This is a genomic window from Sphingobium sp. FW306-1B-F04DB (genome assembly GCF_058781925.1).
On sequence record NZ_JBYSXE010000001.1, the window covers coordinates 150,705 to 176,406 of the forward strand.

Below are 25,702 nucleotides of genomic sequence, written 5' to 3' on the forward strand. Positions count from 1 at the left end.
GGCCGGCCAGCGCGCCAGCGAGGAAGTGTTCCGGCGGGCCGCTGCGGCGGCGCTCAGCGATGCCCGGCCGCTCGCACACAATGCCTACAAGGTTGAACTTGGCCAACGATCCGTCGTGCGCGCGCTGATGCGCGCCGCGCGGCTGGCTTGAAGACGAGGGGATCACAATGGCTCGCTATCTGGGCAAGGAAACCCCCCGCGTGGACGGGGTCGCGAAGGTTACTGGCAAGGCCAAATACGCTGCCGAGTTCCAGGTTCCGCATGTCGCCTATGGCTTTCTCGTACTGAGTACGATCGCCAAAGGCCGGATCGCGAATATCGACACGCGCGCGGCCGAGCAGGCGGATGGGGTCATCCGCGTCTTCACCCATCTCAACGCAGGCAGGCTGGGCAAGGCGCCCGCGGCCGGCGCTGCGCCGCAATGGGCCTGGCCGCTGCAATCGGACCGGGTGTTCTTCAACGGCCAGCCGATCGCGCTGGTGGTCGCCGAGACCTATGAGCAGGCACGCCACGCTTCGCGGCTGGTCAAGGTGACGTATCAGGCCGAGCGGCACGTCACCGACCTTGCGGCAGTGCTAGGCCAGGCCAAGCTCGACCCCGAGGCCGAGAAGATCGCGCCGCGGGGCAACCCTGTCACCGCGATGCGCGATGCCGCGGTCAAGGTCGAGGCCGAGTATCGCATTCCGATCGAGCACCATAATCCGATCGAGCCGCATGCCGCCATCGCCTTCTGGGAAGGCGACAAGCTCACGGTCTTCGACAAGACCCAGAATGTCTATGGTGTCCGCGAGCATCTGGCCGAAGGGCTGGGCGTGCCCGTCGAGAACATCCGCGTCGTATCCGCGGCTCGCCTTTCGCACATCCGGCAAGCGCTAGACCCAGCGCAAATCCTGCCATCACCCTGTTCGTCATAGATGCCTCTCTTGCAGTTGATGGATTTTCTCTGCCTTGGCCGATCGCGCTTCAGGCGCGCGCCGCATCGACGATGCGTGCCGCAAGCCCGCGCCTTCGCCGGTGGTAGGCGATGACCGCCGCCTGAAGCCCGGTACGATCACCGGCCCGCAGCATCTCCGCGATCGAGACGATCTCGGCTTCGGCATCGGGAATGATCGCGGTTTCAACGCTGCGGCACCGGCCGAGCCGCGCCGCAGCATTGCCGATCGCGGTCAGCAGTTCAGAACTGTTGGCTGCCGCGGCCAGCGCCGCGAAAACGATCGCGGTTCGTTCGGCTATCCCGTCATGTCCCTCGACGATTGCCGTCGGTTGCGTGAAGGCCTCCGGCTCCCGGAACGGCAGTCCGGCGAGCATCGCGTGCCAGTCGATCAGGATACAGAGGTCGGCTTCGTACAGGATTGGGACCTGGAAGCCGTCGCCGGGGTTGGAATGAACCAGCCTCTCACCTGTCAGGCGATTGAGGCTGTCGCGGACCGGCGTGATGCTGACCCCGAACTCGTCAGCGATCCGCGCCGCCTCGAGCCGAAAGCCCGGAGGCCACTCGCCGGCGAGGAGCCGGTGCCGCAGGGCATCATAGGTTGGTTCGAGAACATGGGCCGGGCTCATGACGTCAGCCCGGTACGAAAGGCGGGAAGTTCGCCAGCATTGCTTCCTGATCGGGCCGGAGGGCATCGATCGCACCGATATGATCGGGCACCTCGTCCCTGAGGAGGATCGACGGGCATTGCCCCTCATAATTGCCGAGGTTGGGCCGGTGCTGGGCGTATCCGGCAAGCGCGGCGAGTTCCGGCGTAAAGCGCCGCGCAACCGGCGGCGGGTAGCTCAACCACTGATTTTCATAGGGTTTGAGCCAGCCGAGACAGTAACCAATGACGATACCGCGCCTCGTGGCCTGCGTCCGATTTGCACCAGCGCCATGGGCCGTCGACCCGAGGAAGCAGATGGCAGCGCCCGGCTCGCATTCCGCGGCAATCGGATCACCGAGTTCTTCCTTTACCATGCCCGCTGCGCCGTGGCTGCCCGGATAGATCAGCGTCGCGCCATTGTCGGCCGTAAAGGGTGTGAGCGGCCAGATGACGTTGATCAGATATTCATGCTCGCCTTTCGCTCCCTGCCACATGTCATGGTCCCTGTGCGGGAACTGCTGCTTCTCGCCCGGATGGATCTCGATCGCCTGGGCGACGTTGAGCTGCAGCCGGTCGCAGGAGGGGCGCAGGATCGCCTGCGCCAGCGCGAGGATTGTGTCGTGGAGGACAAGTTCCTGCGCATATGGCGAGCGCTTCAACAGGCCTCCGAACCTCTTAGTCCGTTCCCCGTAAAAGGCGCCCGTGCAGAGTGGTGTCGCCTCGAACGTGGGGTCGAGGTCGGCATTGAGCGCCTCGATCACCGATGGCGGCAGCGCATCGGGGATGATGCAATAGCCGTCGCTGAGAAGAGCCAGCAGCGGATCCCGGCGGCGCGCAATGGGCCCCACCGCGTTCATTGGACGAGCTCCGGCTGGCTGGTCGACAGGAGAGCGAGACTCGCAGGTTCATAGACGCCGCCCTGCCGCAGCAATTCGGGCGTCTCCTCATCGATCCGGATGTGGAGGCCCACCAGCCATCGCCCGTCGGTCTGGACGGCGGGGCCGAGCGCTTCGCATTCCCACCCGAATTGCCGGATCTGCTCGAACCAGGCGATTTCGGCAACGCCGGTATATTCCTCGATCCCTGTCGCAAGCGCGTAACTCGCGAGAGCAGTGACCAGCTGATTGCGTGCGCTGCGACGCGGTCCCGACTGCTGATGCCTGTCCAGGCAAAAGCGTGTGATTTCCCTGACCCGAGCACCGGCAGGGACCGGGCCTGCGCACAGATAGGGATAGAGGTCGCCGAGCAGATGCGGTCGGTCGGTGCGGAGCAATCGTGCCGACGCGCAGTGCGCTCCATCATCGTCTACCAGTATCAGATAGTTCGCATCGGGATCATCGAACTGGTCGATCTCGAACTGGTCTGCCAGCACCGGCAAATCCCATTTGAGGAGATCGATGAAGACCTCCCTGCGCGCGATGAACATCGCACGCATCGCGGCGTCCAGATCGGATTGCCGCTTCTCCACTATCCCCTTGAGCATGACTGTCTCCTCGCGGTTGAACCGCAGGGACATCAACATCAGGTCGTGGAGGCGGCCCATACCAAGAAATGGGGAGGGCCCTCGGGTTTGCGTGTCTCAGGGTCCGTCGAGTGGTTTCGCCCGCGAGCACGGTTCGCCAGCACGCTGAAGAAGATCGCGCGCCCTTCAGATTACGCAACGTCGCAGCAATGGCCTGCGCTGCCCGATCAGCGCCATCGCCAGCCCGATCGCGGCGAGGACGCCGCCAGCCACGGGAACGGCCGCATAGCCAAGTCCGAGGCTGATTACGCCGCTGCCGATCGCAGCTCCCAATGCATTGCCCAGATTGAACGCACCGACATTGATCGATGAGGCAAGCCCTGGCGCCTCGGAAGCTGCCTGCATCACACGCATCTGGACCGGCGGTACGATCGCGAAGGCGGCCGCACCCCAGATCAGTAGCCCGATTGCCGCCCCCATGTGAGAGGAAAGGCCGAACGGCAGCAGCCCCATGATCAGCGCAAGCGCACCGAGTAGCAGCTTCGTCGCGCCGTCGAGCGACCAGTCGGCAAGGCGGCCGCCCAGCGCATTGCCAATCGTGAAGCCGACCCCGATCAGAACCAGTGCCAGTGTTACAAATCCATCGGACGCGCCGGCGAGTTCGGAGAGGAGCGGGGCGACATAGGTGTAGAGCGTAAACATCGCGCCCGCGCCCATGACCGTCGTCGCCATGGCAAGCAACACCGGGGGCTGGACGATCGCGCAAAACTCCCGGCGAATGTCCGGCATCTTGCCGGCCTCACCCGTAGGAAGCGCGAGCCAGAGCGCCGCGATCGCCACCAGGCCCAGCAGCGCGGTACCGGCAAAAGCCATGCGCCATCCGATCTCCTGACCCACCCATGTTGCGGCGGGAACACCTCCGATATTGGCGATCGTCAGGCCCATGAACATGGTCGCGACCGCGCTCGCCCGCCGTTCCTCCGGAACCACGCTTGCCGCGACGATCGCGCCGAGCCCGAAGAAGGCGCCATGGTTGAGGCTGGTCACGAGGCGGGCCAGCAACAGCGTTGAATAGGAAGGCGCGAGCGCCGAGAGCAGATTGCCGATCGTGAAGATTGCCATCAGCAACATGAGCGCCGTTCGCTTGCCGAACCGGCTGAAGGCAAGCGTCATGACCGGCGCGCCGACCATGACGCCGACAGCATAGGCGCTGACAAGAATGCCGGCCTTGGGGATGGAAACCTCGACCCCGTCAGCGATAACCGGCAACAACCCCATCGGCGCGAATTCGGTCGTTCCGATGCCGAAGGCCCCGATCGCCAGCGCGAGCAGCGGCCAGTTGAACCGCGGCGCCTCGACCTCCGGTTCGGCATCAAGAGCTACATGCAACATCGCTTCCACCTCCTCGCGCAAGGGAACCCACGTTTCGAGCTCGATCGAACTCAAAAGCGGCGGTTTGCCACGCTGATCTGGTGGTCGCGACCATCCTGGACCCCGCGCGAGGGCGGCGGAACCGGTTACCGAATGTCGATCCGATCCCGTGGCGCAACCACTTGCAGGGGCGAAGCTATGCGGGGACTGAGGCCGCGATAATCAGTTCCTGCTTCACATAATTTGTGAAGACTATTCGCAAATGGACATGACCAAGATCCTGGAAGTGAGCTTGGCCGGCCGGCATCTGCCGTTCGGGTCCGGCTTGGCCTGGCGGTAGATACCGCCAGACGGTGCGCGGCCTAATGTCGCATGCGCCAGCGAAAAATGTCCGCAAAGCTGATGAGTCCATCGAATAGCGCGAAGAGGATCAGCGAAGCGCGCTTCGTCGTGTCGTAGCGTTCCCTGGCTTCCTTCAGGTGCTGGATGACCGTCTCGTGGCTGATCCCGAGGATTTTCGAGATTTCCCAATCGGTCTTGCCGCGCGCCGCCCAGAGCACGCAATCCCGTTGGCGATCGGTCAGCCGCGGTCGCTCCACCGGGCCCTCCCAGCCGGCGACCCGCCGGCCGCTTGCAATGGCGACCGCGCCGACGAGCTCGGCGACGGCAAGCATCGCTTCAGGAAGATTTCGGCCGGGCGCCGTCACAAAGCTGCACGATCCCGTCAGGTCGCCGGGGACGTGCCGCGGCACGGTATATCCATCTGCGACGCCGTGGCGGCGACCGATGTCGAACATCGACTGCTCCGCATGGGTGACCGGGATCAAATCGCCGATGCCGCACCATCTAAAGCCCAGTACGCTTCGCTCGGCCGCACGGCGAACCGGATCGCTCGCCGCAAGGTTGAAGCCGACATAGACATCGGCCCAACTCGCCGGATAGTCGTGGATCAACACCGAGATGCCATTCCCGGCACAGCCACCGACTTCGAGTGCGAGCGCGAAATGGTCGAAACCCATCTCGTGCGCCGAGCGCGCAAGCGCTTCGTGCAATTCGTCACCCGACCGGGAATGGGTGAATGTGTCGGCGAGTTCTGCTGCTAGTTCAAGACGCATGCTCCTGTGCTCGGCCACGGGTGCGCTCCCAGCCCGCAATATCCGCAAGCCGCCCTTCGCTTCTGAACCCGCACATCGCGCTTCTCACGGCCGCGAGACGAGTTGGCTGAGCCCAAATTCCACCGCACGGTTCGCAATGGAAGTGCGTCTCAACCTGATCCGTCAGGCTGTAAATTCTTGTCTTTCCTTGATGCAATCAGGCCACAGGCGATGGAAAGTAGCATGGCGCACCCGCTGGATCATTCTGCTCCATTGACCGTCAGGCCGATGCAAAAGGGGTCATTGCCTGCCAAGCCGATGTGCTTCGCCATCCGATAAGCAGCATCCATGGCCGAACTCGACAGATTGCTGGCTTGCGCCGACCTCTGGATGGGGGCGCCGATGGCCATTGCCACGGTTGTCCAGACATGGGGATCCGCGCCGAGGCCAGTCGGAAGCCACATGCTCGTCAGAGCTGTTTTGAAGGCAGCGTCTCGGGAGGCTGCGTCGAAAATGACGTCCTGTGCGCTGCGATGGTGCTTGCGCAGACAGGCGGTGCCAGGCTCCTCAGTTTCGGTGTCGAAGACGATGCGAGTTGGCAGCACGGACTTCCCTGTGGCGGGACGATCGAAGTCCTTGTGCAATGCGTGAACGACGATGCGTTTCCATATAGCGTGTTTTTCGATCTGGCGCAGGCGCGAGCATTGCGTCAGCCATTCGTGACCTCGACCGATCTGGCCTCTGGCCAGACTGTTGCGGGCTTCGGGTCGGGCTCCTTCCTGAATTTCTATAATCCGCAGCGGCGCATGCTCATCGTCGGCGCCGTGCAGATCGCTCAGCCTCTCAGCCGCTTTGCGCGCGAACTCGACTTCGACGTCTGCCTCATCGACCCGCGTGAGGTCTATCTGACGAAAGAGCGCTTTCCCGATGCACGGCACGACGATCGGTGGCCCGACGAGGCGGTGCGTGCGGCGAGGCCGGATCCCTCGACAGCCGTCGTGACCCTGAGCCACGACAAGAAGCTCGATGATCCTGCCTTGAAGGCGGCGCTTGGTTTTCCAACCGGCTATATCGCCGCGCTCGGGTCGAAGCGCAGCCATCAGGCGCGGCTGCAGCGGCTTCGCCGATCGGGTCTCAGCGAGCTGGCGTTACGCCACATTGAGGGGCCCGCCGGAATTCCGATCGGGGGCCACGGCACAGCCGAGATCGCGCTTTCGATCGCCGCCGGAGCGGTGAAGCGGCTAAACGAAGCCTCCGCGACGCTCCCGATCGAGGCAGCGTGCATCATGGCGCGCAGCGAGGTGGGAATGCAGGTGCAGGCTTGATCGCACCGATGCCGTCTTGGAGTGCAGATCGTCCAAATCGGCTTTTGATCCGCCAAGACGATCCGCTGCACGCGAAGCAATCATTTCCGCACCACTAGCCTGGAGATCGAGCATTGAGTTGCGTTACCGCGACCTGTCACGCGTGAGAGCCTTAAGGGCATGGCTGGCCGCCAAGTCACGGTCGCGAGCCGTGCGCTACGGCTCCATTCTGATCGCGGGTGCCGCGGCCCTCGCCCTTGCCTTGACGTGGCGACCGGCTATCGCGCCGATCGCTGTTCCCGGGCCAGCTGAATTCTCGCAGGAGCAAATCGCGCGCGGCGCGGTTCTTGCCAGGCTCGGCGACTGCGCGGTTTGCCATACGGCGAATGACGGTCGCCCGCTCGCTGGCGCGCGGCCGCTTGCAACGCCGTTCGGCACGCTCTTCTCGGATAATCTCACACCCGATCCGGAAACCGGGCTCGGCCGCTGGTCCAAAGCGGCGTTCCGGCGAGCGATGAAGCAGGGGGTGAGCCGCGACGGATCGCACCTCTATCCGGCGCTCCCTTACGAGCATTTCACCCATGTGACCGACGCGGATCTCGATGCCCTCTACGCCTTCCTCATGACGCGCAGACCTGTGCGGCAGGAGGCGCCGTCGAACCGCCTGATCTTCCCGCTCGGTTTTCGTCCCCTGCTTGCAGGCTGGAAGATGCTGTTCCTGCATGAAGGCGGCGTTCCCGTCGATCCGGACCGATCGCCCGAGTGGAATCGCGGCGCCTATCTCGTCGAAGGGCTCGGCCATTGCGGCGGATGTCACACGCCGCGCAATCTGGCCGGGGGTGAGATCCGGTCACGCGCTTTTGCCGGTGGGGTCGCCGAAGGGTGGCGTGCGCCGGCGCTCGATGCATCCAACCCGGCCGCACGCGCCTGGACGCCCGACGCGCTCTACACCTATTTGCGAACCGGGATCTCGCCCGACCATAGCGCCGCCGCCGGTCCCATGGGTCCCGTGGTCGAGAGCCTCTCGTCAGTGCCCGAAACGGACGTTCGGGCGATCGCAACCTATGTCGCATCGCTGATGGCCCGTCGTGACGCGGGCTCGCCATCTTTGCCCACCCCCGACAATCCAGTCCGCGCGGCTCGCACATATCCGCAAGGTGCTCCCCTGTTCGCGGGCGCATGCGCCGGCTGCCATGGCGCGGGTGCGCCCATGATGGGGCAGGGGCGCCCTTCGCTTGGCCTCGCAACGAGCCTTCGCGACGACGACCCGACAAGCGCGATTCAGGCGATCCTGCTCGGCATCGAGCCGCCGGTCGCGGAGCGCGGCCCCAAAATGCCGCCCTTTGCCGACAGCATGACCGACGCACAGATCGCGGCGGCCCTTGGATATGCCCGCTCCCGATACACCGATCGACCAGCCTGGCCAAAACTCGAGAAGTCGGTCCGCAAGGCCCGTAAGGAAAGTGCGCAACCATGACGCTTGCTATCAATGTCAACGGCAAGGATCACGCCGTCGAGGCCGAGCCCGACACGCCGCTTCTCTATGTGCTGCGCGAAGACCTGGGCCTCAACGGCGCAAAATATGGCTGCGGGCTCGGGCAATGCGGCGCCTGCACGGTCCATCTCGATGGCAGGGCGATCTTCTCCTGCCTCACCCCGCTTGCGGCCGTGGTGGGCCGAAAAGTTCGAACGATCGAGGGCCTGGGGAGCCTCGAGAAGATGAACCCGCTCCAGCAGGCATTTCTCGACGAGCAAGCCGCACAGTGCGGCTATTGTATCGCTGGGATGATCATGCGCGCGCAGGCGCTCCTCGATCGGAATAGCCGTCCAAGCGACGCCGAGATCCGCGCGCACATGCAGCCCAATCTATGCCGTTGCGGCACCCATATGCGCATCCTGCGCGCGATAAGGCGCGCAGCCGGACCCGCGCCTCAGGGAGCGAGCGCATGACCGGCATGGTCAGCGCACGCGGGCTGAGCCGTCGCGAGGCGCTGGCGGCGGGCGGTCTCGTCGTGGCCTTCAGTCTGACATCGAGAAGTTTCGGTCAACTCGCCGGAGGAGGCGAGGGCGGTGCCGCCCCAAAGGCGGTTCGGCCCGACTTGCCCGGAAGCCTTAAGAGTCATCCGGAACTCGAGTCCTGGATCCGCATCGCGCCCGACGGGGCGACCACGGTGTTCTCGGGCAAGGCCGAGCTTGGACAGGGCATCCGTACCGCGCTTCTGCAGGTCGCAGCCGAAGAACTCGACCTTCCTCCAGGCACGATCGAGTTCATCACCGCCGATACCGGGCGCACGCCGGATGAAGGGCTGACCGCCGGCAGCCATTCGATGCAGGATGGCGGCACGGCGCTTGCCAATGCCGGTGCGAATGTCCGCATGCTGCTGACGCGCGCCGCTGCGAACAGATGGGGCCTCGCGCCGGAAACGCTCCGGACCAGCGGAGACGGGCACATCGTGGCGCCCGACGGCCGCCGTCTTCCTTATGGCCTGCTCGCCGCAAGCCTGTCGCGCCACGTCGAAGCGGTGCCCGACGCTCCGCGGCGCGATCCACGCCATTATCGGACGATGGGACGAAACCTCCCGCGCATCGATATCCCGGCCAAGCTCACCGGCGGGGAAGCCTATGTTCAGGACCTGCGGATGCCCGGCATGCTCCATGCCCGCGTCGTCCGCGGACCCAGCTATGGTACGCGTCTCGCAGCCCCCCGCCTGGCTGCCGCGCGCGCAATGCCAGGCGTCGTTGCCGTCATCGAAAACGGAGATTTCCTTGCGGTCGTGGCGCGCAAGGAATGGCAGGCGATCAAGGCGATGCGGGTCGCGCAGCAAAGCGGTTATGTCCGAACGCTTGCCCCGCTCCCGGTTGACGATGGGCCGCGCCGTCTTCAGAAGCTCGCCACGCAGGAGATCACCGTCCTCGACACGCAAGACGGCAATCGCACGGCCTGGAAGACGGTGCGCGGGAGATTTAGCCGACCCTGGTACAGCCACGGCTCGATCGGCCCTTCCTGCGCCGTCGCTCTCGCCCGGAACGGGGAACTCACTCTCTGGTCGCACAGCCAGGGCGTATTCGACATGCACCGCGCGATTGCCGAACTGGTGGGTCTGCCGCCGGAAAAGGTCCGGTGCATCCATACGCCTTCGGCGGGCTGTTATGGGCAGAATGGTGCCGACGATGTCACGGCCGAAGCTGGCCTTATCGCCATGGCGCTTCCCGGACGCCCCATCCGGCTTCAGTGGATGCGCGAGCAGGAGTTCGGCTGGGAGCCTTGCGGTTGCGGCATGGTCACCAAAGTCGAGGCGTCGATCGGACCCGACAAAAGGATCGCGCACTGGACATATGAAGTCTGGAGCAACTCGCACAATAACAGGCCGGTCAAAGCGGGCGGCTATGCCGTCGCTCAGCAAGTCTCCCCCGGCTTCGCGCCGCAACCGGCGAGGCCCATCCCGATGCCCGAGGGGGACGGCGACCGGAACGCGAACCCGCTCTACGTCTTCCCGAATATGAATGTGCTCTACCATTTCGTGCCGGAGATGCCGCTGCGCGTCTCGGCGCTGCGGTCACTCGGCGCGCATCTGAACGTCTTCACGATCGAAAGCATGCTGGACGAGCTCGCGCTCGCGGGGGGTGTCGATCCGCTCGAATTCCGCCTTGCGCATATGAAGGACGAGCGCGCACGCGCCGTCATGATCGAGGCGACCCGTCGTTTCGGCTGGCGACACCGGCCCAAGGGCGATGGCCGCCGCGGCTGCGGAATGGCCTTTGCGCGCTACAAGAATATCGGCGCCTATTGTGCGGTCGTGATGGAGATTGAAGTCGAGCGCGAGACGGGAGAGATCAGGGTTCACAGGGTCAACGCCGCGGTCGACGCCGGTCAGCCCGCCTCGCCGGACGGTATTCGCAACCAGGTGGAAGGCGGGATCATCCAGTCGTTGAGCTGGGCGATGCGCGAGGCGGTCTCCTACGATCCTACGCGCCGGACCAGTTTCGACTGGGGCACATATCCGATCCTCCGCTTCAAGGATGTGCCGGGTTCGATCGAGGTCCACGTCATCGATCGCGCCGGTCTTCCCTTCCTCGGCGCAGGCGAGACGTCCCAGGGGCCGGCGTCTGCGGCTCTTGCCAATGCCTTGGCGGATGCGACCGGCGCAAGGCTGCGCGACATGCCTCTCACGCCGGAGGCAGTCAAAGCCGCGATCGGTCTGGAAGGCTAGGCGGGATGGTGCTTGCCCCGACCGAGTGCTTCTTCGAGTGCGGCGATAAAGGCCCGCACTTTTGCAGGCACCATCCGCGCGGTCGGATAGACGGCCCAGATCGCCAGCGGTTCGGGCTCCGCATCCTCGAGTTCGATCCCTTCGAGCAATCCGCCGCGCAGGTCATCCGCGACGTCCCAGGCGGAAAGATTGGCGATGCCGAGGCCTCCAAGGCAAGCTTGATGGATCGCTTCGATCGAACTGGCGGTGAAGCGTCCAGTCACCTTGTGCCGCACGGCCTTGCCGTTCCTGACGAATATCCAGTGCGAGGTTCCGGTACCCAGAAGGCAGCTGTGGCCCGCAAGATCGGACAGCAATCGCGGCGCGCCATGCGCCTTAAGATATGCCGGCGATGCACAAAGCCTTCGCGGGTTGTCCGCGAGACGCCGCGCGATGAGATGATTGTCCCGCAGTTTCGCGATCCGCACCGCCACGTCGATGCCCTGGCCGACGATGTCGACCTGATCGTCGGTCAGCAGCAGATCGACATGAAGCGTGGGATTGTCGTGCATGAACGCGGCGATCATCGGCGCAACGACCTTCCGCCCAAATGCGGCGGATGCCGTCACGCGCAATTGTCCGGATACGCCGGCCGCCGCCGGCCGCAAGGCAGCGAGCGCGCTTGCCTGTTCCTCGAGCATGGCCTGGGCATGGGCCAGGAATATCTCGCCATCGGCGGTCGTAGACAGCGATCGCGTGGTGCGGTGGACAAGCCGGACACCAAGTTCGGCCTCCAGCGCCGCCAATCGGCGGGATGCCGCCATCGCGTTCATGCCCAGTCGGCGCGCCGCTCCTGCGAGGCTGCCGGCACGAACGGCTTCTACGAAAATCGCAAGATCGGACAGTTCCATTACATCGCATTTCGTTATTCTGACCTAACAATATTAGCGACTACACCGATCTTCGGTAGAATTCTACATCCACTACAGCTTAATGGTCCAATCGGCAGACGTTCGCTCGAGAGCTCACCGATGCGGGCGTTTCCGTGAGGAATTTTCATATGGAAAGCACCATAATAGACAAAACAGAGGTGAGCCCGACGCCTGCGCTCGGTAGGGGCCTCACATTCGCCATGGCTCTTGCCGCGGGCCTTGCCGTGGCCAACATCTACTACAACCAGCCGATGCTTGGCATCATGGAGAAGGATCTGCCGGGCGGGATCACCGGCCTGGTGCCGACGGCGACGCAGCTTGGATATGCGGTCGGTCTGTTCGCGCTCGTGCCGCTCGGTGATCTTATCGAGCGGCGGCGGCTGATCGTCATTCAGTTCCTGGTCCTGGCTGCGGCCCTCGTCGTCGCCGCCGTCGCGCCATCGGCGGGACTCCTGCTCGTCGCATCGCTCCTGCTCGGTGTCGCATCGACCGTCGCCCAGCAGATCGTTCCGTTCGCAGCGCACCTCGCGCCGCCCGAAAAGCGCGGAGCGACGGTCGGAACAGTTATGTCCGGCCTGCTGTGCGGTATCCTCCTTAGCCGAACCCTGTCCGGGTTTGTCGCGGCGCATGAAGGATGGCGGGCCATGTTCTGGCTCGGCGTTCCGCTCGCGCTCGGCGCCGGCGCCCTGATGGCTTTCACCCTCCCCAGGAGTCAGCCCGAAACCAGGGAGAGTTACGGAAGCCTGATGATCTCGCTGGTTCATCTCTGGCGTGAGTTCGGCGAATTGCGGCTTGCCGCGGTGACCCAGGCCCTTCTGTTCGGCGCGTTCACGGCGTTCTGGTCGATCCTGGCGCTCTATCTTCAGGAGCCGCTTTTTGGTCAGGGCGCCGAGGTTGCGGGGCTTTTCGGTATCGTCGGCGCCGTCGGCATTCTCGCCGCGCCGATTGCCGGGCGCTTCGCCGACAAACGCGGCCCGCACAAGGTCATTGTCGCCGGAACGATCCTGACGGTCATTTCCTGGGCGATCTTCGGCCTGTGGGCCTCGATCATCGGCCTTATTGTCGGGTGCATCCTGCTCGACTTCGCAGTCCAGAGCGTCCTCGTGTCGAACCAGCACATTGTCTATGCGCTTCGTCCCGAAGCCAGGGCACGGCTCAACACGATCTTCATGGGATCGATGTTCCTCGGCGGCGCAGGCGGTGCGGCGGCGGCGACCGCTGCATGGGGTGCCGGCGGCTGGACGGCCGTCTCCCTGCTCGGGATCGGCTTCGCAGTAGTTGCCACGGCGCTTCAACTCGCCAGCGCCCGCAAGGGTCGGTGAAGTGGTCGCGGGGGCGGGCAGCCAATTAGCCGTCCGTCCCCGACATTCCATCCTAGGGTCCAAGAAATCAGCGTAATCGACAAGAAGCCAGGGGCTCAACAGACGTAACTCCGGGCTCTGTCGAGGAGACCGTGCCGATGCCAGCCAATTCGCTTCTGACCCCATCAGACTGTGTCATCATCCTGGTCGATGAACAGGCCGGACTCGCCTTCGCCGCAGGCTCGGCCGATCGCCAGACGCTTCGTGGCAACGCCGTCGCACTCGCCCGAACCGCGCTGGCCTTCGACATTCCGATTGTCGTCAGCACGTCCGCGTCCAAGGTTTACAGCGGCCCTCTCATGCCCCCGCTGCGCGCCGTGCTTTCCGATGTCGTGCCGATCGAACGCAGGAACATGAACCTGTGGGAGGATGAGGCCGCCCGGGACGCCATCATTTCCACAGGGCGCCGGACGCTTGTCATTGCCGGACTGCTCACGGAAGCCTGTGTAAGCTTCCCCGTTCTCTCGGCTCTGACCGAAGGATATGACGTGCATGTCGTCGCCGATGCATGTGGCGGACTGACGCCAGCGAGCCATGATGCAGCGCTCCGGCGCATGGAAATGGCCGGTGCCGTGATGACATCCTGGCTGCAGTTCCTTCTTGAACTGCAGCGCGACTGGACGCGTCACGATACCTATGAAGCGGCGCGCGCGATCGTGGTCGATCATGGGGGCGGCTATGGCATCGGCCTCGACTATGCCCGCGACATGATCCACCCCGCCTGAGGACGATTTCATGCCCTTCGCCTTCGATGCAAATGATTGGCACGTCGTGCCCGAACGTAGCTTCGACCAACTCAAGGTCGGTGAAATCTTCCGGGCGCCGAGCAGGACCCTGACCGACGCGCATGCGTCAGCGTTCCAGACGGTTTCGTGCGACAATCACCCGATCCACTATGATGCCCAATATGCGAGGCGTTTCGGCCATTCGGCCCCGGTCGTCCATGGGCTGCAGGTTCTTGCCTTCACTGCGCCGGGCGCAACCCTGCTACCGCATAATTTCGGGTCTATCTTCATCGCCTTCACAGGCCTCTCCGCGAAATTCTTGAAGGAGGTCCATGCCGGCGATACGCTCTATCCCGCGCTGGAAATTGCTGCCCTAAGGCCGCTGGGCGGCAAAGGCGAGGTCACCACCAATGTGACCGTCCACAACCAGAACGGAGAACTCGTCCTGTCGGGCCAGCACCGCTATCTCCTGCGCACGGCCTGAGCATTTTCGATCTCTGGATGGCACCTGACGGTCAAATGCCCACGCTTCCCACTACGACATGGGGCGATAGCACCCCTTGAATGGAGCCAGGCAATGGATATGGGAATAGCAGGCCGCTGGGCACTCGTATGCGCCTCCAGCAAGGGGCTCGGTAAAGGCTGCGCGGCGGCGCTGGCGCGCGAAGGCGTCAATCTCGTCCTGAACGCGCGTGGAGGCGATGCCCTTGCTGCCACAGCGGAAGATCTGCAGCGGGCATACCCGTCGGTTGAAGTGTGCGCCGTGGCGGGAGACGTTACGCTGTCGCAGACGCGCGAAGCCTTGCTGTCAGCCTGTCCGCAGATCGATATTCTCGTCAACAATGCCGGCGGGCCGCCCCCGGGCGATTTCAGGGATTGGGAGCCGGCTGATTGGTATGCCGCGCTCGACGCCAACATGCTGACGCCGATTGCACTGATCCGCGCGGTCGCCGACGCAATGGCCGAGCGCGGTTTTGGTCGGATCGTCAACATCACTTCAGGCGCGGTGAAGGCGCCAATTGATGTTCTGGGACTGTCGAATGGCGCCCGCAGCGGCCTCACCGGCTTTGTTGCAGGCTTGGCGCGGCAGCAGAGGCTGGCTGCGCGAAACGTCACGATCAACAATCTGCTTCCGGGAGCGTTCGATACAGACAGGCTGCATAAGACGATCGAAGCCTCGGCAACCGCGTCGTCGACATCGCCAGCTGTGATTGCCGATCGGCGGCGTGGGGCTATACCTGCGGGTCGCTTCGGCACAATCGAAGAGTTTGGCGCCTTCTGCGCCTTTCTTTGCAGCGACCATGCAGGCTATCTGACCGGGCAGAATCTGCTGCTGGATGGTGGAAGCTATCCCGGCACATTCTGAATGTCGAAGGGGAAGGGGCGGTTTGATCCCCTTGCACCTGGAAGGCCGCTCGCTTTGAATTCTGGACAAACGATTGCTTGGGTCACCTCACTTCGTAGAGTTCGAGGGGCAGACCGTCTGGATCGGCGAAGAAGGTGAACAGCTTGCCGGTTTGCTCGTCGCGGCGAATCGGCTCGGCACTCACGCCATATTGTTTCAGTCTGTCCAATTCCGCTGCGAGGTCGGTTACGGCGAAGGCGAGATGGCGCAAACCGCAGGCTTCCGGTTGGGACACCCGCGGCGGTGGTGACGGGAAAGAGAAGAGTTCGATCTGCGCATTTCCAGCGTCGAGGTCGCATTTCCAGGAATTGCGTTCTTCGCGATAGGTTTCGCGCAAGATCTTGAGGCCGAGAATTTCGGCGTAGAAGTGCTTTGACCGCGCATAGTCCGAGCAGATGAGCGCAATATGGTGAATACAATGCATCAGGCTTCACCTTTTGCTCAAACTCGCAAGGGCGGGTGGTCACGTCGGCTAGCTATGGCGCTTGCCCCGATGCCGATGTCCCGGCCCGCCAGCGTCAATCCTGGGGCTGAAATGGCTGGAGCCAACCAGAATTTCGTCACATCACCCGTCCGCGGCATCGGCCGGAGCACCCGGAACCATGGACAGCCTGGCTGAACGGTTCCGGGTGAATGCTCCTCATCAGAGGTTCGACGAGATTGATCGCGCCTTGGGTTCAGGCGTCCAGGCCGCCCAGGCAGAGATACTTGATCTCCAGATAGTCCTCGATGCCATATTTCGAGCCTTCCCGGCCAAGACCGGATGCTTTCACGCCGCCGAACGGTGCGACCTCGGTGGAGATCAGCCCTTCGTTGATGCCGACGATGCCATATTCCAGGCCTTCGGCGACCCGCATGATGCGGCCGACGTCCCGACTGTAGAAATAGGAGGCGAGACCGAACTCGGTGTCATTCGCCATTTCGATCGCTTCGGCTTCGGTGTTGAAGCGAAACAGGGGAGCAACGGGTGCAAATGTCTCCTCGCGAAAGATCTTCGCGTCGCGCGGCACGTCCGCAAGGACCGTCGGCGCGAAGAAATTACCGCCCAGCGGATGGCGCGAACCGCCGGTAACCACGCTCGCCCCGTGAGCCACCGCGTCGGCGACATGATCCTCGGCCTTTTCGACCGCGGCTTCATCGATCAGCGGACCGATCACGACCCCGTCCTCGAAGCCATCGCCCACCTTCATCGCCTCGACCGCGGCTTTGAGCTTCGCGGCGAACGCATCATAGACGCCGTCCTGCACGAGGAGCCGGTTGGCGCAAACGCAGGTTTGACCCGCATTGCGATATTTGGAGGCAAGTGCGCCTTGCACGGCTGCATCGAGATCGGCGTCGTCGAACACGATGAAGGGCGCATTGCCACCCAGTTCCATGCTCGTCTTCTTGATCGTCGGCGCACACTGCGCCAGCAGGGTCGCACCGACTTCGGTCGACCCGGTAAAGCTGAGCTTGCGCACATCCGGGCTGGAGGTCAGTTCGCCGCCGATCGCGCTGCCCGGCCCGGTGATGACATTGCACACGCCCGCCGGCAGACCAGCACGCTCCGCCAGAACGCCGATGGCGATGGCCGAAAAGGGAGTCTGGCTTGCCGGGCGAAGGATCCCTGTGCAACCGGCGCCCCAGCCGGGCCCCGCCTTGCGGGTGATCATCGCCGCCGGAAAATTCCACGGCGTGATTGCGGCAAAGACGCCGATCGGTTCCTTCTGGACGATGATCCGGCGTCCCGGGAGATGCTCGGGAATGGTGTCGCCATAGACGCGCTTGCCCTCTTCGGCGAACCATTCGATGAAGCTTGCCGCATAGGCGATTTCGCTGCGGCTTTCCGCAATGGGCTTGCCTTGCTCGGCGGTCATGATCCGGGCGAGATCCTCTTGATTCTCCATCATCAGATCGAACAGCAGGCGCAGCTTGACCGCACGCTGCTTCGCCGTCAGCGCACGCCAGCCAGGCTGCGCCTTCTTCGCCGCCGCGATCGCTCGCTTTGTCTCTTCGGCGCCGAGCGAAGGCACATGCCCGAGGATCGCGCCTGTCGATGGGTTCGTGACGGCGATGCTTGGTCCATCGCCGATCCCGATCCATTCGCCATCGATATAATTGGCTTCGCGGAACAGCGAGGGATCCTTGAGTGTCGAAATGAAAGCCTGGTCGGCCATGACTTTGTCCTTTCTTTAGAATTCGATGACCTGGCGTACCGCGCTGCCGTCATGGAGGCGGTCGAAGGCTTCGTTGATGTCCTCGAGCTTGAGCCTCGCGCTCAGCAACTTGTTCACCGGCAGGCGGCCATCGCGGTAGAGTTCGATGAAGCGCGGGATGTCGCGCACCGGCACGCAGGTGCCGATATAGCTGCCCTTGAGCGAGCGCTCTTCGCCGACCAGCTGGACGACATTGACGGGGAGCGTTGCATCGGGCGGCGGCAGGCCGGCGGTCACTGTCGTGCCGCCGCGGCGGGTCATCTGAACGGCATTGTCGAGCGCGCGGATCGCGCCGGCAAATTCGAACACATAGTCCGCACCGCCATTGGTGAGCGCGCGCACCTGCTCTACCGCATCGGGATCGCGGGCGTTGACGACATGAGTGGCGCCGACTTCTTTGGCGAGCGCGAGCTTTTCAGGGCTGAGATCGACGGCGATGATCCGGCTCGCGCCCGCGGCATGCGCGCCCATCACTGCGGCAAGTCCCACGCCCCCTAAGCCGATGACCGCGGCCGTCGCGCCGGCATGCAGGCGCGCGGTATTCACCACCGCGCCGACACCGGTCAGCACCGCGCAACCGAACAGCGCGGCTTCGACGAACGGTAGTTCCTTGTCGATCTTGACCAGCGAATTGCGCGAGACGACCGCGTGATCGGCAAAGGCCGACACGCCGAGATGGTGATGGACGTCACCGTCATGGTCGTGGAGACGGATGCTTCCACCCATGAGCGTTCCCGCACCATTGGCGGCCGCACCCGGTTCGCACAGGGCAGGGCGCCCTTCCGCGCAGGGGACACAGTGGCCGCAGCTCGGCATGAAGACCATGACGACATGGTCGCCGATCTCCAGATCCGACACGCCGTCACCCAACTGCTCGACGACGCCGGCCGCCTCATGCCCCAGCGCCATCGGCATCGGCCGGGGGCGGTTGCCGTTGATCACCGACAGGTCCGAATGACAAAGCCCCGCCGAACCGATGCGGACGAGAACCTCACCTGGGCCGGGGGGCGCCAGCTTGAGCGTCTCGATCGTGATCGGCTTGCTCTCGGCATAGGGGCCGGGAAGGTTCATATGCCGCAGCACGGCCGCTTTTATCTGCATCGTCGGATTCCTTTCGGACTTTGGGCAATCGTTCTTGCCGGTCGATATGCGGCCATGCGCGTCTCGCCGGGTAGGCATCGCGTGCGCCCAAGTCTTTGGAAGCCAATTCGCAAACGAAATCGTGCGGGACCGCCTATCTGGCGCTCAATATTCGATTCCATCGCCACCTCGACGAGCGCTGACATGATAAAACTGCCCGATATCCCGCCAGCCCACAGGCGGCTGGCACTCGACCGGTTGCGCACGCTGAATGCAGCCGTCGCGCCGCTTTGCGCCGCCCGCTCAGCCATGTCGGCCTCGCTCGCCTACAGCATCGCGCTGCTTCTGGGATTGCAGCAGCCGTTATGGGCGCCCGTCTCGGCGCTGATCACGGCGCGCGACAGCTGGGGCGACACCTTCGCCGAATGCAGGAGCCGGATTTTCGGAACGGTGGTTGGCACGGTGCTCGCGATTCTGGGCAGTATCGTCCTCAGTCCTTTCTCGCTTTCGCCGGTGGCGGACCTCGCCATCGTCACCGGCGTGACCGCCGCCATCGTCTCGTTCAGGCCGGAATGGCGCGTGGGCCTATGGACCGCCTCGATCACGCTGTTGAGCCAGACGCCCGACACCGGCATCTGGGGAACGGGCTTTGCCCGCTTTTGCGAGGTCGCGCTGGGCGCGATCGTCGCTACGCTCGTGTCGGCTGCGGAGTTCCAGCTGCTGCGCCGCTGGATGACGATCCGCCGTTAGGAGGGCTGGCCATCTGTGCCTTTGCTTCTCAAATCTTGATAACCTGCAGCCAATACTCACGGCTTCGCCAAGTCCATAGGTTTCCTGTCGGCGCCGATCTTCCGGCGTAGAACCGACAGGAGAAATTCCGATGAGCGAGCAATCCGAGCGCAAGAAGCTCGTGGAGGCGGCGCCGCACGCATCCTTCGACCTCAATGCGATCGTCAAGACCTTCCCCGAAACCTCCGACACGCTGCTGGTCGACCAGCGCCTGACCGACGAGGACGAGGCCAGTGCGCGCGTGTTCCGCGTCTACAAGCCGACCCCGGCGCACTATCACGCGACGTGCGATGAATATCTGATCGTGCTCTCGGGCCGCGCGACCTTCTTCATGGGCGATCGCGAGCCGTTCGAGGTCGGCCCGGGCGAGATGCTCTTCTTCAAGAAGTTCACCGTCCACGGCATGCCCGAAATTCTCGAGCATCCCCTGTTCATGGTTTCGGTCGATACGCCGCGCCGCGACCCGAGCGACATCATCTTCGTCAATCCCGAGGACGGTACGCCCGAAAGCTTCGTGCAGGCCCGCAAATGAGCGCCGCCCTCGAAACGCTGGCGCTCTTCGAGAAAGAACGCCCGGGCAACCCGACCGTGATGCGCGATGGCCGCGTGATCGTTTCGATCTCCGCCATCATCCAGCCCGAATATGCCGTTCGCGCGATCGGCTCCGACGGCATCCATGCGCCATACCCCAGCGCCGAATGGGCCGGAAAGCCCGGCCCTGATGGCCGCGGCCTTGCCGGCGTCATCGGTATCCGCGCCGATGCCAATGATATCGTCTGGATCCTCGATCTCGGCGATGCGGGTCACCAGCCCAAGCTGGTCGCATGGAACGACAGGGGCAACAGGCACCACCGGACCATCGTGCTGCCTCAGAATGTGCTGCGGCCGAGCTCGTTTACCCAGGATTTCGTGATCGATGCCAGACGGCGCCGTATCTACATCGCCGACATGACGCTCAATGACCAGGGCGTCAGCGACTATCCCGCGATCATCGTGGTGGACATGGATAGCGGCATTGCCCGCCGCGTTCTGGAAAACCATCCTGCGCTACGCCCGAGCGGCGAGCCCGTGGCGATCGACGGAAAGCCGCTCGCCAGGCCTGTCGAGGGCGGGCGGCCCGCCGCATATAGCTATGGCTTCAATCCGATCGCGATCGATCCGCTCGGTCGCTGGGTCTATACCGGTGCCATGTCGGGCCGCGCGGTCCATCGGATCGATGCCGCCCTGCTTGCGCATGAGAGTGATGCGTCCGTCCTGTCGCAAGGCCTCCAATTCTGGTGCGAGAAGCCGCACTGCGATGGCTTTGACGTCGATGCGGCGGGCAATGTCTATGTCACCGACGTTGCGAATTACGCGATCGGCAAGGCTTCGCCCGAGGGCTATACGATCCTCGCCCAGGATCGGGACAGGCTGGCCTGGCCAGACGGCGTCGAACTCGATGCCGAAGGGCGCTGGCTCTACATCACCGCCAATCAGTTGCACCGTCTGCCGGTCCTGAACGGTGGCGCGGATGACAGCAAGCCGCCCTACCATGTGCTGCGCCTGCGGGTCGATGCACCCATGACGGTCCGCGAGGTCGGATGATGCGCAGCAGCGTCCTCTCTGAACGCTGTGCGAGAGAGTGCGTGCTGCTCTTTGCCCTGCAGGGCATTGCGGCAGCCGCGCTCGGGCTCGGCCGTCTCGCTGAAGGCGAGGCGGGCAGAGCACTGACAATCGCCGGCATAGCCGTCTTCACAATCGGGTTCGTCGCAGCCCGCAAGGCTCGTCCGCTATTTTTTGCTCCCGCCGGCGGCGAGTGAAATTCAAGGAACATGCGGATGTCCATCGAGGTCGCCGACGCTTCTGGCGCTTCTCCTGCAAGATCGGCGGAGCAGGCGGATTCTTTGTCAGTGGTGGGGCGGCCACACGCCAGTGTCTCCAGGCTCTTCGGGCCCGGCTTGATTGTCGCTGTCGGCTATATGGACCCTGGCAATTGGGCGACCGACATCGAGGCAGGCGCCCGCTTTGGCTATGGGCTGTTATTCGTCGTCGTGCTCGCCAGCCTCGCCGCCATGCTTTTGCAGACGCTGGCAATGCGTCTTGGTATCGTGTCGGGCCGGGATCTCGCGCAGCTGTCGCGCGAGCACTACCGGGGACGTGCCGGAACAGCGCTCGGGATTCTCGCTCTTGGCGCGATCGTCGCGACCAATGTCGCTGAGGTTCTCGGCGCGGCGCTGGCCTTCAAGCTCCTGTTCGGATTCCCGCTTGCGGTCGGCATCCTCGTCACCGGTCTCGACACCTTTCTCATCCTCAACCTCAAGGGGAGAGGGGTTCCGAGCATTTCAGCCATCATCATCGCTCTCGTCGCGACAATCGCGGCCTGTTTCGCGATCGAACTGCTCATGGTGAAACCCGATCCGGCTTCTATCGCCAAAGGGCTTTGGCCCTCTACCGATCTTCTGGCCGAGCCGGCAGCCGTCTACATCGGCATCGGCATTCTTGGCGCCACCGTGATGCCGCACAATCTCTACCTTCATTCAGCGCTGATGCCCGGAAAGGGGAAGGCGAGCGCCACCCGCATCAAGGCCGGAACCGCCGACACGGTCGTCTCGCTGAGCCTCGCGGCCTTCATCAACGCGTCCATCCTCATCGTCGCCGCCTCCATCTTCCATGGTACAGGTGCGATGGGGGCGAGCATCGAACAAGCCCACGAGCTCCTCGCGCCCCTCACCGGATCGGGTACTGCCAGCATCCTGTTTGCGGTAGCACTACTCGCAGCCGGGCACAGCTCGACCTTCACGGGCTCGATAGCCGGACAGGCCATCCTGTCTGGTTTCTTCGAGGAAAGGAGAGCTGTCTGGCAGCAGCGTTTCCTCACCCGTGGCCTTGCGATCCTGTGTGCTTTGGCTGGCGTCATTCTCCTTGGCGAAGGTTCCGCCGGAAACCTGCTGATCCTCTCGCAGGTGGTGCTTTCGATCCAGCTGCCGTTCGCCATCTATCCATTGATCCGCTTTGTCGGCTCGAAGCGCTACATGGGCGAACTCACGGCGTCGCGCCCGATAATCGCGGTCGCGTGGCTGGTCTTCGCCGTCATCTGCCTGGCCAATCTCCACCTTTTGACCTCATCCCTGCGGTGAACTGGCGCCGGCGGTTCCAACATTGAAAGAGCTATTATGTCGAGACGAACGGTCAATCGATTTGGCGAGCTCAAGGTGTTCGTGAAGGTGGCCGATTGCGGAACCTTCTCCGACGCAGCGAGAGAACTCGGGATGACGCCGTCTGCCGTCAGTCGCTCTATCGCCGGTCTTGAAACGCGGCTCGGGACGACATTGTTCGAGCGCACGACCCGACAGAACGAACTGACCTATGACGGAAGAACATTCTATCATCGGGTCGTGCGGATCCTGGCCGACATTGACGAAGTCGAACGGAATATCGCGCGCGGCGCGCTCGATCTTCAATCGAGTGACTGACCGCGGGGAACTAGCGCCTTGCCGGATGCCGATTGTTAGAAGGTGTTCGAATGGCACGGAAGCCCGCAACGGCGCCGGTTTACGAGGTCGCCGAGCCCCACATTGCGCGCGAGTTCTTGGCTGCTACTACTGCCAGAGTGGAAGCTAGCGTTTCGTTCCGTTCGCGAAACTGAGGCGCCCTGGTCGTACTGACCAACCATTGACGTGCCGGCCGCTTGTGAAATTCGTTCCCAGAAGCTGGGAGCAGCGAGTGAATTATCCCGCAGGCGGCTTGCCTCTATCTCCGACCCACGAGTTCACTGCTTCAACATGAAGCCCGCAGGAGTTAGATCATGCGCATTCGTGATTTTGGCGCGCTGCTTGCGCTCGGCCTGAGCGCCGCATCCGTACCGATCCAGGCGCAGGAGGTTCCACCTTCTGCCTATGGCCCGAACGATGAAATCGGCGCCGCCAATCTGGTGACGCCCGAATCCGTCCTTAAGGCTGTGAAACTGGTGAAGACCGGCAAGACCTATCCGCTGGCCGTTCCCATCGACAAGAATCTCCCCGCCTTTCGTCATCGCAGTTTCCAGCTCACCAATGTCCAGCCGGGCGAGGCGGGCGGCGCCACGATGGGGCCCAACAAATTCACCTTCAACGACGAACTCGTCGTGGGCTGGACCGGCGTCGGTACCCAACTCAACGGCATCGGCCATATCGGCATCGACCATGTCTATTATAACGGCAACAAGGCGCCCGACTTCGTAACGGTCGAGGGTGTCACCAAGCTTGGCATCGAGAAGGTGCCGCCGATCGTTGCCCGCGGCGTCGTGCTCGACATGACCGCACTATACGGTGGCCCGGTCATCCCCGAGAAGACCGAGTTCAGCGTCGCCGACATCGAGAAGGTACTCAAGATGCAGGGCATCACCATTCAAAAGGGTGATGTCGTGCTCTTCAACACCGGCTGGCTCGAGCTCATCGGCAAGGACAATGACAAGTTCCTCGGCGTCGAGCCCGGCATCGGCATGGAAGCGGCAGAGTGGCTCGCCGACAAGGGCATCATCGCGTTCGGCGGCGATACCTGGGCATCCGAAATCTATCCCTCGAAGGACGGCCGTGATTTCCCGGTCAACCAGTTCATGCTCGCGAAGAAGGGCATCTACAATCTCGAGCTGATCGACAGCCGTGCACTTGTCCGGGACAAGGCATGGGAATTCCTCTTCGTCCTTGGTCAGCCGCTCTACAAGGGCTCGACCCAGGTCAACGTCAATCCGGTCGCGATCCGCTGACCGGCAGGGGGCCGGGCGCTCTCCCCCACCCCAGGGCCCGGCCGCCCAATTTTTTGAACAAGGATCGATCATGCGTATCAACCTGCCCTCCCGCCAGGGCTTTGGCGGCGCGCCGCTTGGCAACATGTTTCGCAACATTCCCGAGGACGAAGCACTGGGCTCGGTCCACGATGCCTGGGATGCCGGCATCCGTTATTACGATACCGCAGCACTCTATGGTGCGGGCCTGTCGGAACTGCGTCTCGGCAAGGCGCTCGCCGGCTATCGGCGCGACGACTATGTACTAAGCGCCAAGGTCGGCCGCATCATCCTCGACGAGATCGAGACGAGCGACAGGGATCTCGGCGAGAAGGGCGGCCTCTTCGAGCACGGGCTGCCCAACCGGATCGTCTATGACTATTCGGCCGATGGCGCGAAGCGCGCGATCGAGCAGAGCCTCGAACGCCTCGGCACCGACCGCCTCGACTATGTCTGGATCCATGATCCTGCCAGGGATTTCCATGGCGATAGCTGGCGCGAAGTTCTCGATACCGCACTATCGGGTGCCGCGGCCGCGCTGATCGAGATGCGCGAGCAAGGTGTCATCAAGGGATGGGGGCTTGGCGTCAACCGGGTCGAGCCTTGCGAGATCGCGATCGAACGCAGCGATCCCGACGGTTTCCTCATTGCCGGCCGCTACACGCTGCTCGATCATCGGGGTGCGCTTGCCCAGCTTATGCCGGAGGCCCAACAACGCGGTCTCGGGATCGTGGTCGGCGGTCCCTATAATTCGGGCATTCTGGCTGGCGGGAATCACTATGAATATCAGGTCGCCTCGCCGGAAATCCGTGCCCGCGTCGATGGCCTGCGAGAGATCGCAAAGCGCCACGATGTCGATCTACGCGCAGCCGCGCTCCAGTTCAGCCTGGCCCATCCAGCGGTTGCCGCCATCATCCCCGGTGCGAGCCGTCCGGGACGCAGCGCCGAGAATCTGAGACTGGCCGAAGCGCCGATCCCGGACGTCTTCTGGCAGGACCTGCGCGACAAGGCATTTGTCTCAAGCGACGCCCCACTTCCAATAGAAGCAAGGACAGCAGCATGACCGAGGTTTCAACGAGCATTGAAATCGGCGCATCCGCAGACAAGGTCTGGGCCATCATCGGCGGCTTCGACAATCTGCCGCAGTGGCTGAACCTGATCCGCACGAGCAAACTCGAGGACGGCGGGCGCGTTCGCCGTCTCGAAGCGGTCGGCGGCGCGCTGATCGTCGAGCGCCTGCTGAGCTTCGACGAAGCCGAACGCAGGTTCAGCTACAGCCACCTCGAAGCGCCCGATCCCGTGACCGACTATGTTTCCGAAATGCGCGTGTCGGTACTGGATGAGCACCGCTGCGAGGTCTTCTGGGCGTCGCGCTTCACCCCGGTTTCCGTAAGCGAGGCCGACGCGATCGCGCATTTCGAGGGCATCTACAGCGTTGGTCTCCACGCCCTGAAGGCGCTGGTCGAAGGTTGA

At 63.6% G+C, this 25,702-nt stretch carries 26 protein-coding genes and 1 pseudogene; 18 read left to right on the forward strand and 9 right to left on the reverse strand.

All coding sequences use genetic code 11. From position 1 onward, the window contains the following. Positions 1–167 precede the first annotated feature (167 nt). Positions 168–914 carry a xanthine dehydrogenase family protein molybdopterin-binding subunit gene (locus AC3WJD_RS00705; RefSeq protein ID WP_492743579.1) on the forward strand — a complete coding sequence of 249 codons (747 nt, stop codon included), beginning with the start codon at positions 168–170 and terminating at the stop codon, positions 912–914. A 49-nt stretch (positions 915–963) separates the two neighbouring features. Here the strand turns inward: AC3WJD_RS00705 and AC3WJD_RS00710 are convergent, their stop codons facing one another. From AC3WJD_RS00710 to AC3WJD_RS00730, 5 genes are all read right to left on the reverse strand, one after another. Further along, complete coding sequence (locus tag AC3WJD_RS00710; RefSeq protein ID WP_492743581.1) at positions 964–1,560, reverse strand: GntR family transcriptional regulator; 597 nt, start codon at positions 1,558–1,560, stop codon at positions 964–966. Between the two features lie 4 nt (positions 1,561–1,564). Further along, on the reverse strand, positions 1,565–2,437 hold the full coding sequence (locus AC3WJD_RS00715; protein WP_492743583.1) for a phytanoyl-CoA dioxygenase family protein: 873 nt from the start codon (positions 2,435–2,437) through the stop codon (positions 1,565–1,567). Further along, positions 2,434–3,063 carry an acyl-homoserine-lactone synthase gene (locus AC3WJD_RS00720; RefSeq protein ID WP_492743585.1) on the reverse strand — a complete coding sequence of 210 codons (630 nt, stop codon included), beginning with the start codon at positions 3,061–3,063 and terminating at the stop codon, positions 2,434–2,436. The genes AC3WJD_RS00715 and AC3WJD_RS00720 overlap by 4 nt, the downstream gene beginning before the upstream one ends. Positions 3,064–3,228: 165 nt before the next feature. Beyond that, positions 3,229–4,434 carry an MFS transporter gene (locus AC3WJD_RS00725; protein ID WP_492743587.1) on the reverse strand — a complete coding sequence of 402 codons (1,206 nt, stop codon included), beginning with the start codon at positions 4,432–4,434 and terminating at the stop codon, positions 3,229–3,231. Positions 4,435–4,775: 341 nt separating this feature from the next. Continuing rightward, the gene (locus tag AC3WJD_RS00730) at positions 4,776–5,528 is read right to left on the reverse strand and encodes a LuxR family transcriptional regulator (RefSeq protein WP_492743589.1); all 753 of its coding nucleotides are present in this window, start codon (positions 5,526–5,528) and stop codon (positions 4,776–4,778) included. A gap of 327 nt (positions 5,529–5,855) precedes the next feature. On the opposite strand from AC3WJD_RS00730, the pseudogene AC3WJD_RS00735 reads away from it, so the two are divergent. The 4 genes and pseudogenes from AC3WJD_RS00735 to AC3WJD_RS00750 all read left to right on the forward strand — a co-directional run bounded on the left by AC3WJD_RS00735 (position 5,856) and on the right by AC3WJD_RS00750 (position 11,022). Next, positions 5,856–6,832, forward strand: a pseudogene (locus tag AC3WJD_RS00735) (XdhC family protein). 190 nt (positions 6,833–7,022) lie between these two features. Continuing rightward, on the forward strand, positions 7,023–8,288 hold the full coding sequence (locus AC3WJD_RS00740) for a c-type cytochrome (protein WP_492743591.1): 1,266 nt from the start codon (positions 7,023–7,025) through the stop codon (positions 8,286–8,288). Beyond that, a complete protein-coding gene (locus AC3WJD_RS00745; RefSeq protein ID WP_492743593.1) occupies positions 8,285–8,761 on the forward strand; it encodes a (2Fe-2S)-binding protein in 477 nt (158 codons plus the stop codon). The genes AC3WJD_RS00740 and AC3WJD_RS00745 overlap by 4 nt, the downstream gene beginning before the upstream one ends. Beyond that, complete coding sequence (locus AC3WJD_RS00750) at positions 8,758–11,022, forward strand: xanthine dehydrogenase family protein molybdopterin-binding subunit (protein ID WP_492743595.1); 2,265 nt, start codon at positions 8,758–8,760, stop codon at positions 11,020–11,022. The genes AC3WJD_RS00745 and AC3WJD_RS00750 overlap by 4 nt, the downstream gene beginning before the upstream one ends. Here AC3WJD_RS00750 and AC3WJD_RS00755 read toward each other — a convergent pair. Continuing rightward, positions 11,019–11,912 carry a LysR family transcriptional regulator gene (locus tag AC3WJD_RS00755; RefSeq protein WP_492743597.1) on the reverse strand — a complete coding sequence of 298 codons (894 nt, stop codon included), beginning with the start codon at positions 11,910–11,912 and terminating at the stop codon, positions 11,019–11,021. The two genes, AC3WJD_RS00750 and AC3WJD_RS00755, sit on opposite strands and share 4 nt — an antisense overlap. 149 nt (positions 11,913–12,061) lie before the next feature. On the opposite strand from AC3WJD_RS00755, the gene AC3WJD_RS00760 reads away from it, so the two are divergent. From AC3WJD_RS00760 to AC3WJD_RS00775, 4 genes are all read left to right on the forward strand, one after another. Next, positions 12,062–13,255 (forward strand): MFS transporter, encoded by a 1,194-nt coding sequence (locus AC3WJD_RS00760; protein WP_492743599.1) that lies wholly within the window; start codon positions 12,062–12,064, stop codon positions 13,253–13,255. A gap of 137 nt (positions 13,256–13,392) precedes the next feature. Next, positions 13,393–14,019, forward strand: a complete 627-nt coding sequence (locus AC3WJD_RS00765; protein WP_492743601.1) for a hydrolase — start codon at positions 13,393–13,395, stop codon at positions 14,017–14,019. 10 nt (positions 14,020–14,029) lie between these two features. Beyond that, the gene (locus tag AC3WJD_RS00770; protein ID WP_492743603.1) at positions 14,030–14,503 is read left to right on the forward strand and encodes a MaoC family dehydratase; all 474 of its coding nucleotides are present in this window, start codon (positions 14,030–14,032) and stop codon (positions 14,501–14,503) included. 93 nt (positions 14,504–14,596) lie between these two features. Then, complete coding sequence (locus AC3WJD_RS00775; protein WP_492743605.1) at positions 14,597–15,385, forward strand: SDR family oxidoreductase; 789 nt, start codon at positions 14,597–14,599, stop codon at positions 15,383–15,385. 82 nt (positions 15,386–15,467) lie between these two features. On the opposite strand, the gene gloA2 is transcribed toward AC3WJD_RS00775, so the two are convergent. From gloA2 to AC3WJD_RS00790, 3 genes are all read right to left on the reverse strand, one after another. Beyond that, on the reverse strand, positions 15,468–15,848 hold the full coding sequence (gloA2, locus tag AC3WJD_RS00780) for an SMU1112c/YaeR family gloxylase I-like metalloprotein (protein WP_492743607.1): 381 nt from the start codon (positions 15,846–15,848) through the stop codon (positions 15,468–15,470). 253 nt (positions 15,849–16,101) lie between these two features. Continuing rightward, positions 16,102–17,580, reverse strand: a complete 1,479-nt coding sequence (locus AC3WJD_RS00785; RefSeq protein ID WP_492743609.1) for an NAD-dependent succinate-semialdehyde dehydrogenase — start codon at positions 17,578–17,580, stop codon at positions 16,102–16,104. Between the two features lie 15 nt (positions 17,581–17,595). Next, the gene (locus AC3WJD_RS00790; protein WP_492743611.1) at positions 17,596–18,720 is read right to left on the reverse strand and encodes a zinc-dependent alcohol dehydrogenase family protein; all 1,125 of its coding nucleotides are present in this window, start codon (positions 18,718–18,720) and stop codon (positions 17,596–17,598) included. Positions 18,721–18,903: 183 nt separating this feature from the next. Here AC3WJD_RS00790 and AC3WJD_RS00795 point away from each other — a divergent pair, with 183 nt between their 5' ends. From AC3WJD_RS00795 to AC3WJD_RS00835, 9 genes are all read left to right on the forward strand, one after another. Continuing rightward, positions 18,904–19,449, forward strand: a complete 546-nt coding sequence (locus tag AC3WJD_RS00795; RefSeq protein WP_492743612.1) for an FUSC family protein — start codon at positions 18,904–18,906, stop codon at positions 19,447–19,449. Positions 19,450–19,579: 130 nt separating this feature from the next. After that, positions 19,580–20,020 carry a cupin domain-containing protein gene (locus AC3WJD_RS00800; RefSeq protein WP_492743614.1) on the forward strand — a complete coding sequence of 147 codons (441 nt, stop codon included), beginning with the start codon at positions 19,580–19,582 and terminating at the stop codon, positions 20,018–20,020. Further along, complete coding sequence (locus AC3WJD_RS00805; RefSeq protein WP_492743616.1) at positions 20,017–21,072, forward strand: L-dopachrome tautomerase-related protein; 1,056 nt, start codon at positions 20,017–20,019, stop codon at positions 21,070–21,072. The genes AC3WJD_RS00800 and AC3WJD_RS00805 overlap by 4 nt, the downstream gene beginning before the upstream one ends. A 41-nt stretch (positions 21,073–21,113) precedes the next feature. Next, positions 21,114–21,287 carry a hypothetical protein gene (locus AC3WJD_RS00810; RefSeq protein ID WP_492743618.1) on the forward strand — a complete coding sequence of 58 codons (174 nt, stop codon included), beginning with the start codon at positions 21,114–21,116 and terminating at the stop codon, positions 21,285–21,287. Between the two features lie 18 nt (positions 21,288–21,305). Beyond that, the gene (locus AC3WJD_RS00815) at positions 21,306–22,604 is read left to right on the forward strand and encodes an Nramp family divalent metal transporter (protein ID WP_492743620.1); all 1,299 of its coding nucleotides are present in this window, start codon (positions 21,306–21,308) and stop codon (positions 22,602–22,604) included. A gap of 75 nt (positions 22,605–22,679) precedes the next feature. Continuing rightward, a complete protein-coding gene (locus AC3WJD_RS00820; RefSeq protein WP_492743622.1) occupies positions 22,680–22,940 on the forward strand; it encodes a LysR family transcriptional regulator in 261 nt (86 codons plus the stop codon). 332 nt (positions 22,941–23,272) lie between these two features. Next, positions 23,273–24,211 (forward strand): cyclase family protein, encoded by a 939-nt coding sequence (locus AC3WJD_RS00825; RefSeq protein WP_492743624.1) that lies wholly within the window; start codon positions 23,273–23,275, stop codon positions 24,209–24,211. Between the two features lie 70 nt (positions 24,212–24,281). Further along, complete coding sequence (locus AC3WJD_RS00830) at positions 24,282–25,292, forward strand: aldo/keto reductase (protein ID WP_492743626.1); 1,011 nt, start codon at positions 24,282–24,284, stop codon at positions 25,290–25,292. Next, complete coding sequence (locus AC3WJD_RS00835; protein WP_492743628.1) at positions 25,289–25,702, forward strand: SRPBCC family protein; 414 nt, start codon at positions 25,289–25,291, stop codon at positions 25,700–25,702. The genes AC3WJD_RS00830 and AC3WJD_RS00835 overlap by 4 nt, the downstream gene beginning before the upstream one ends.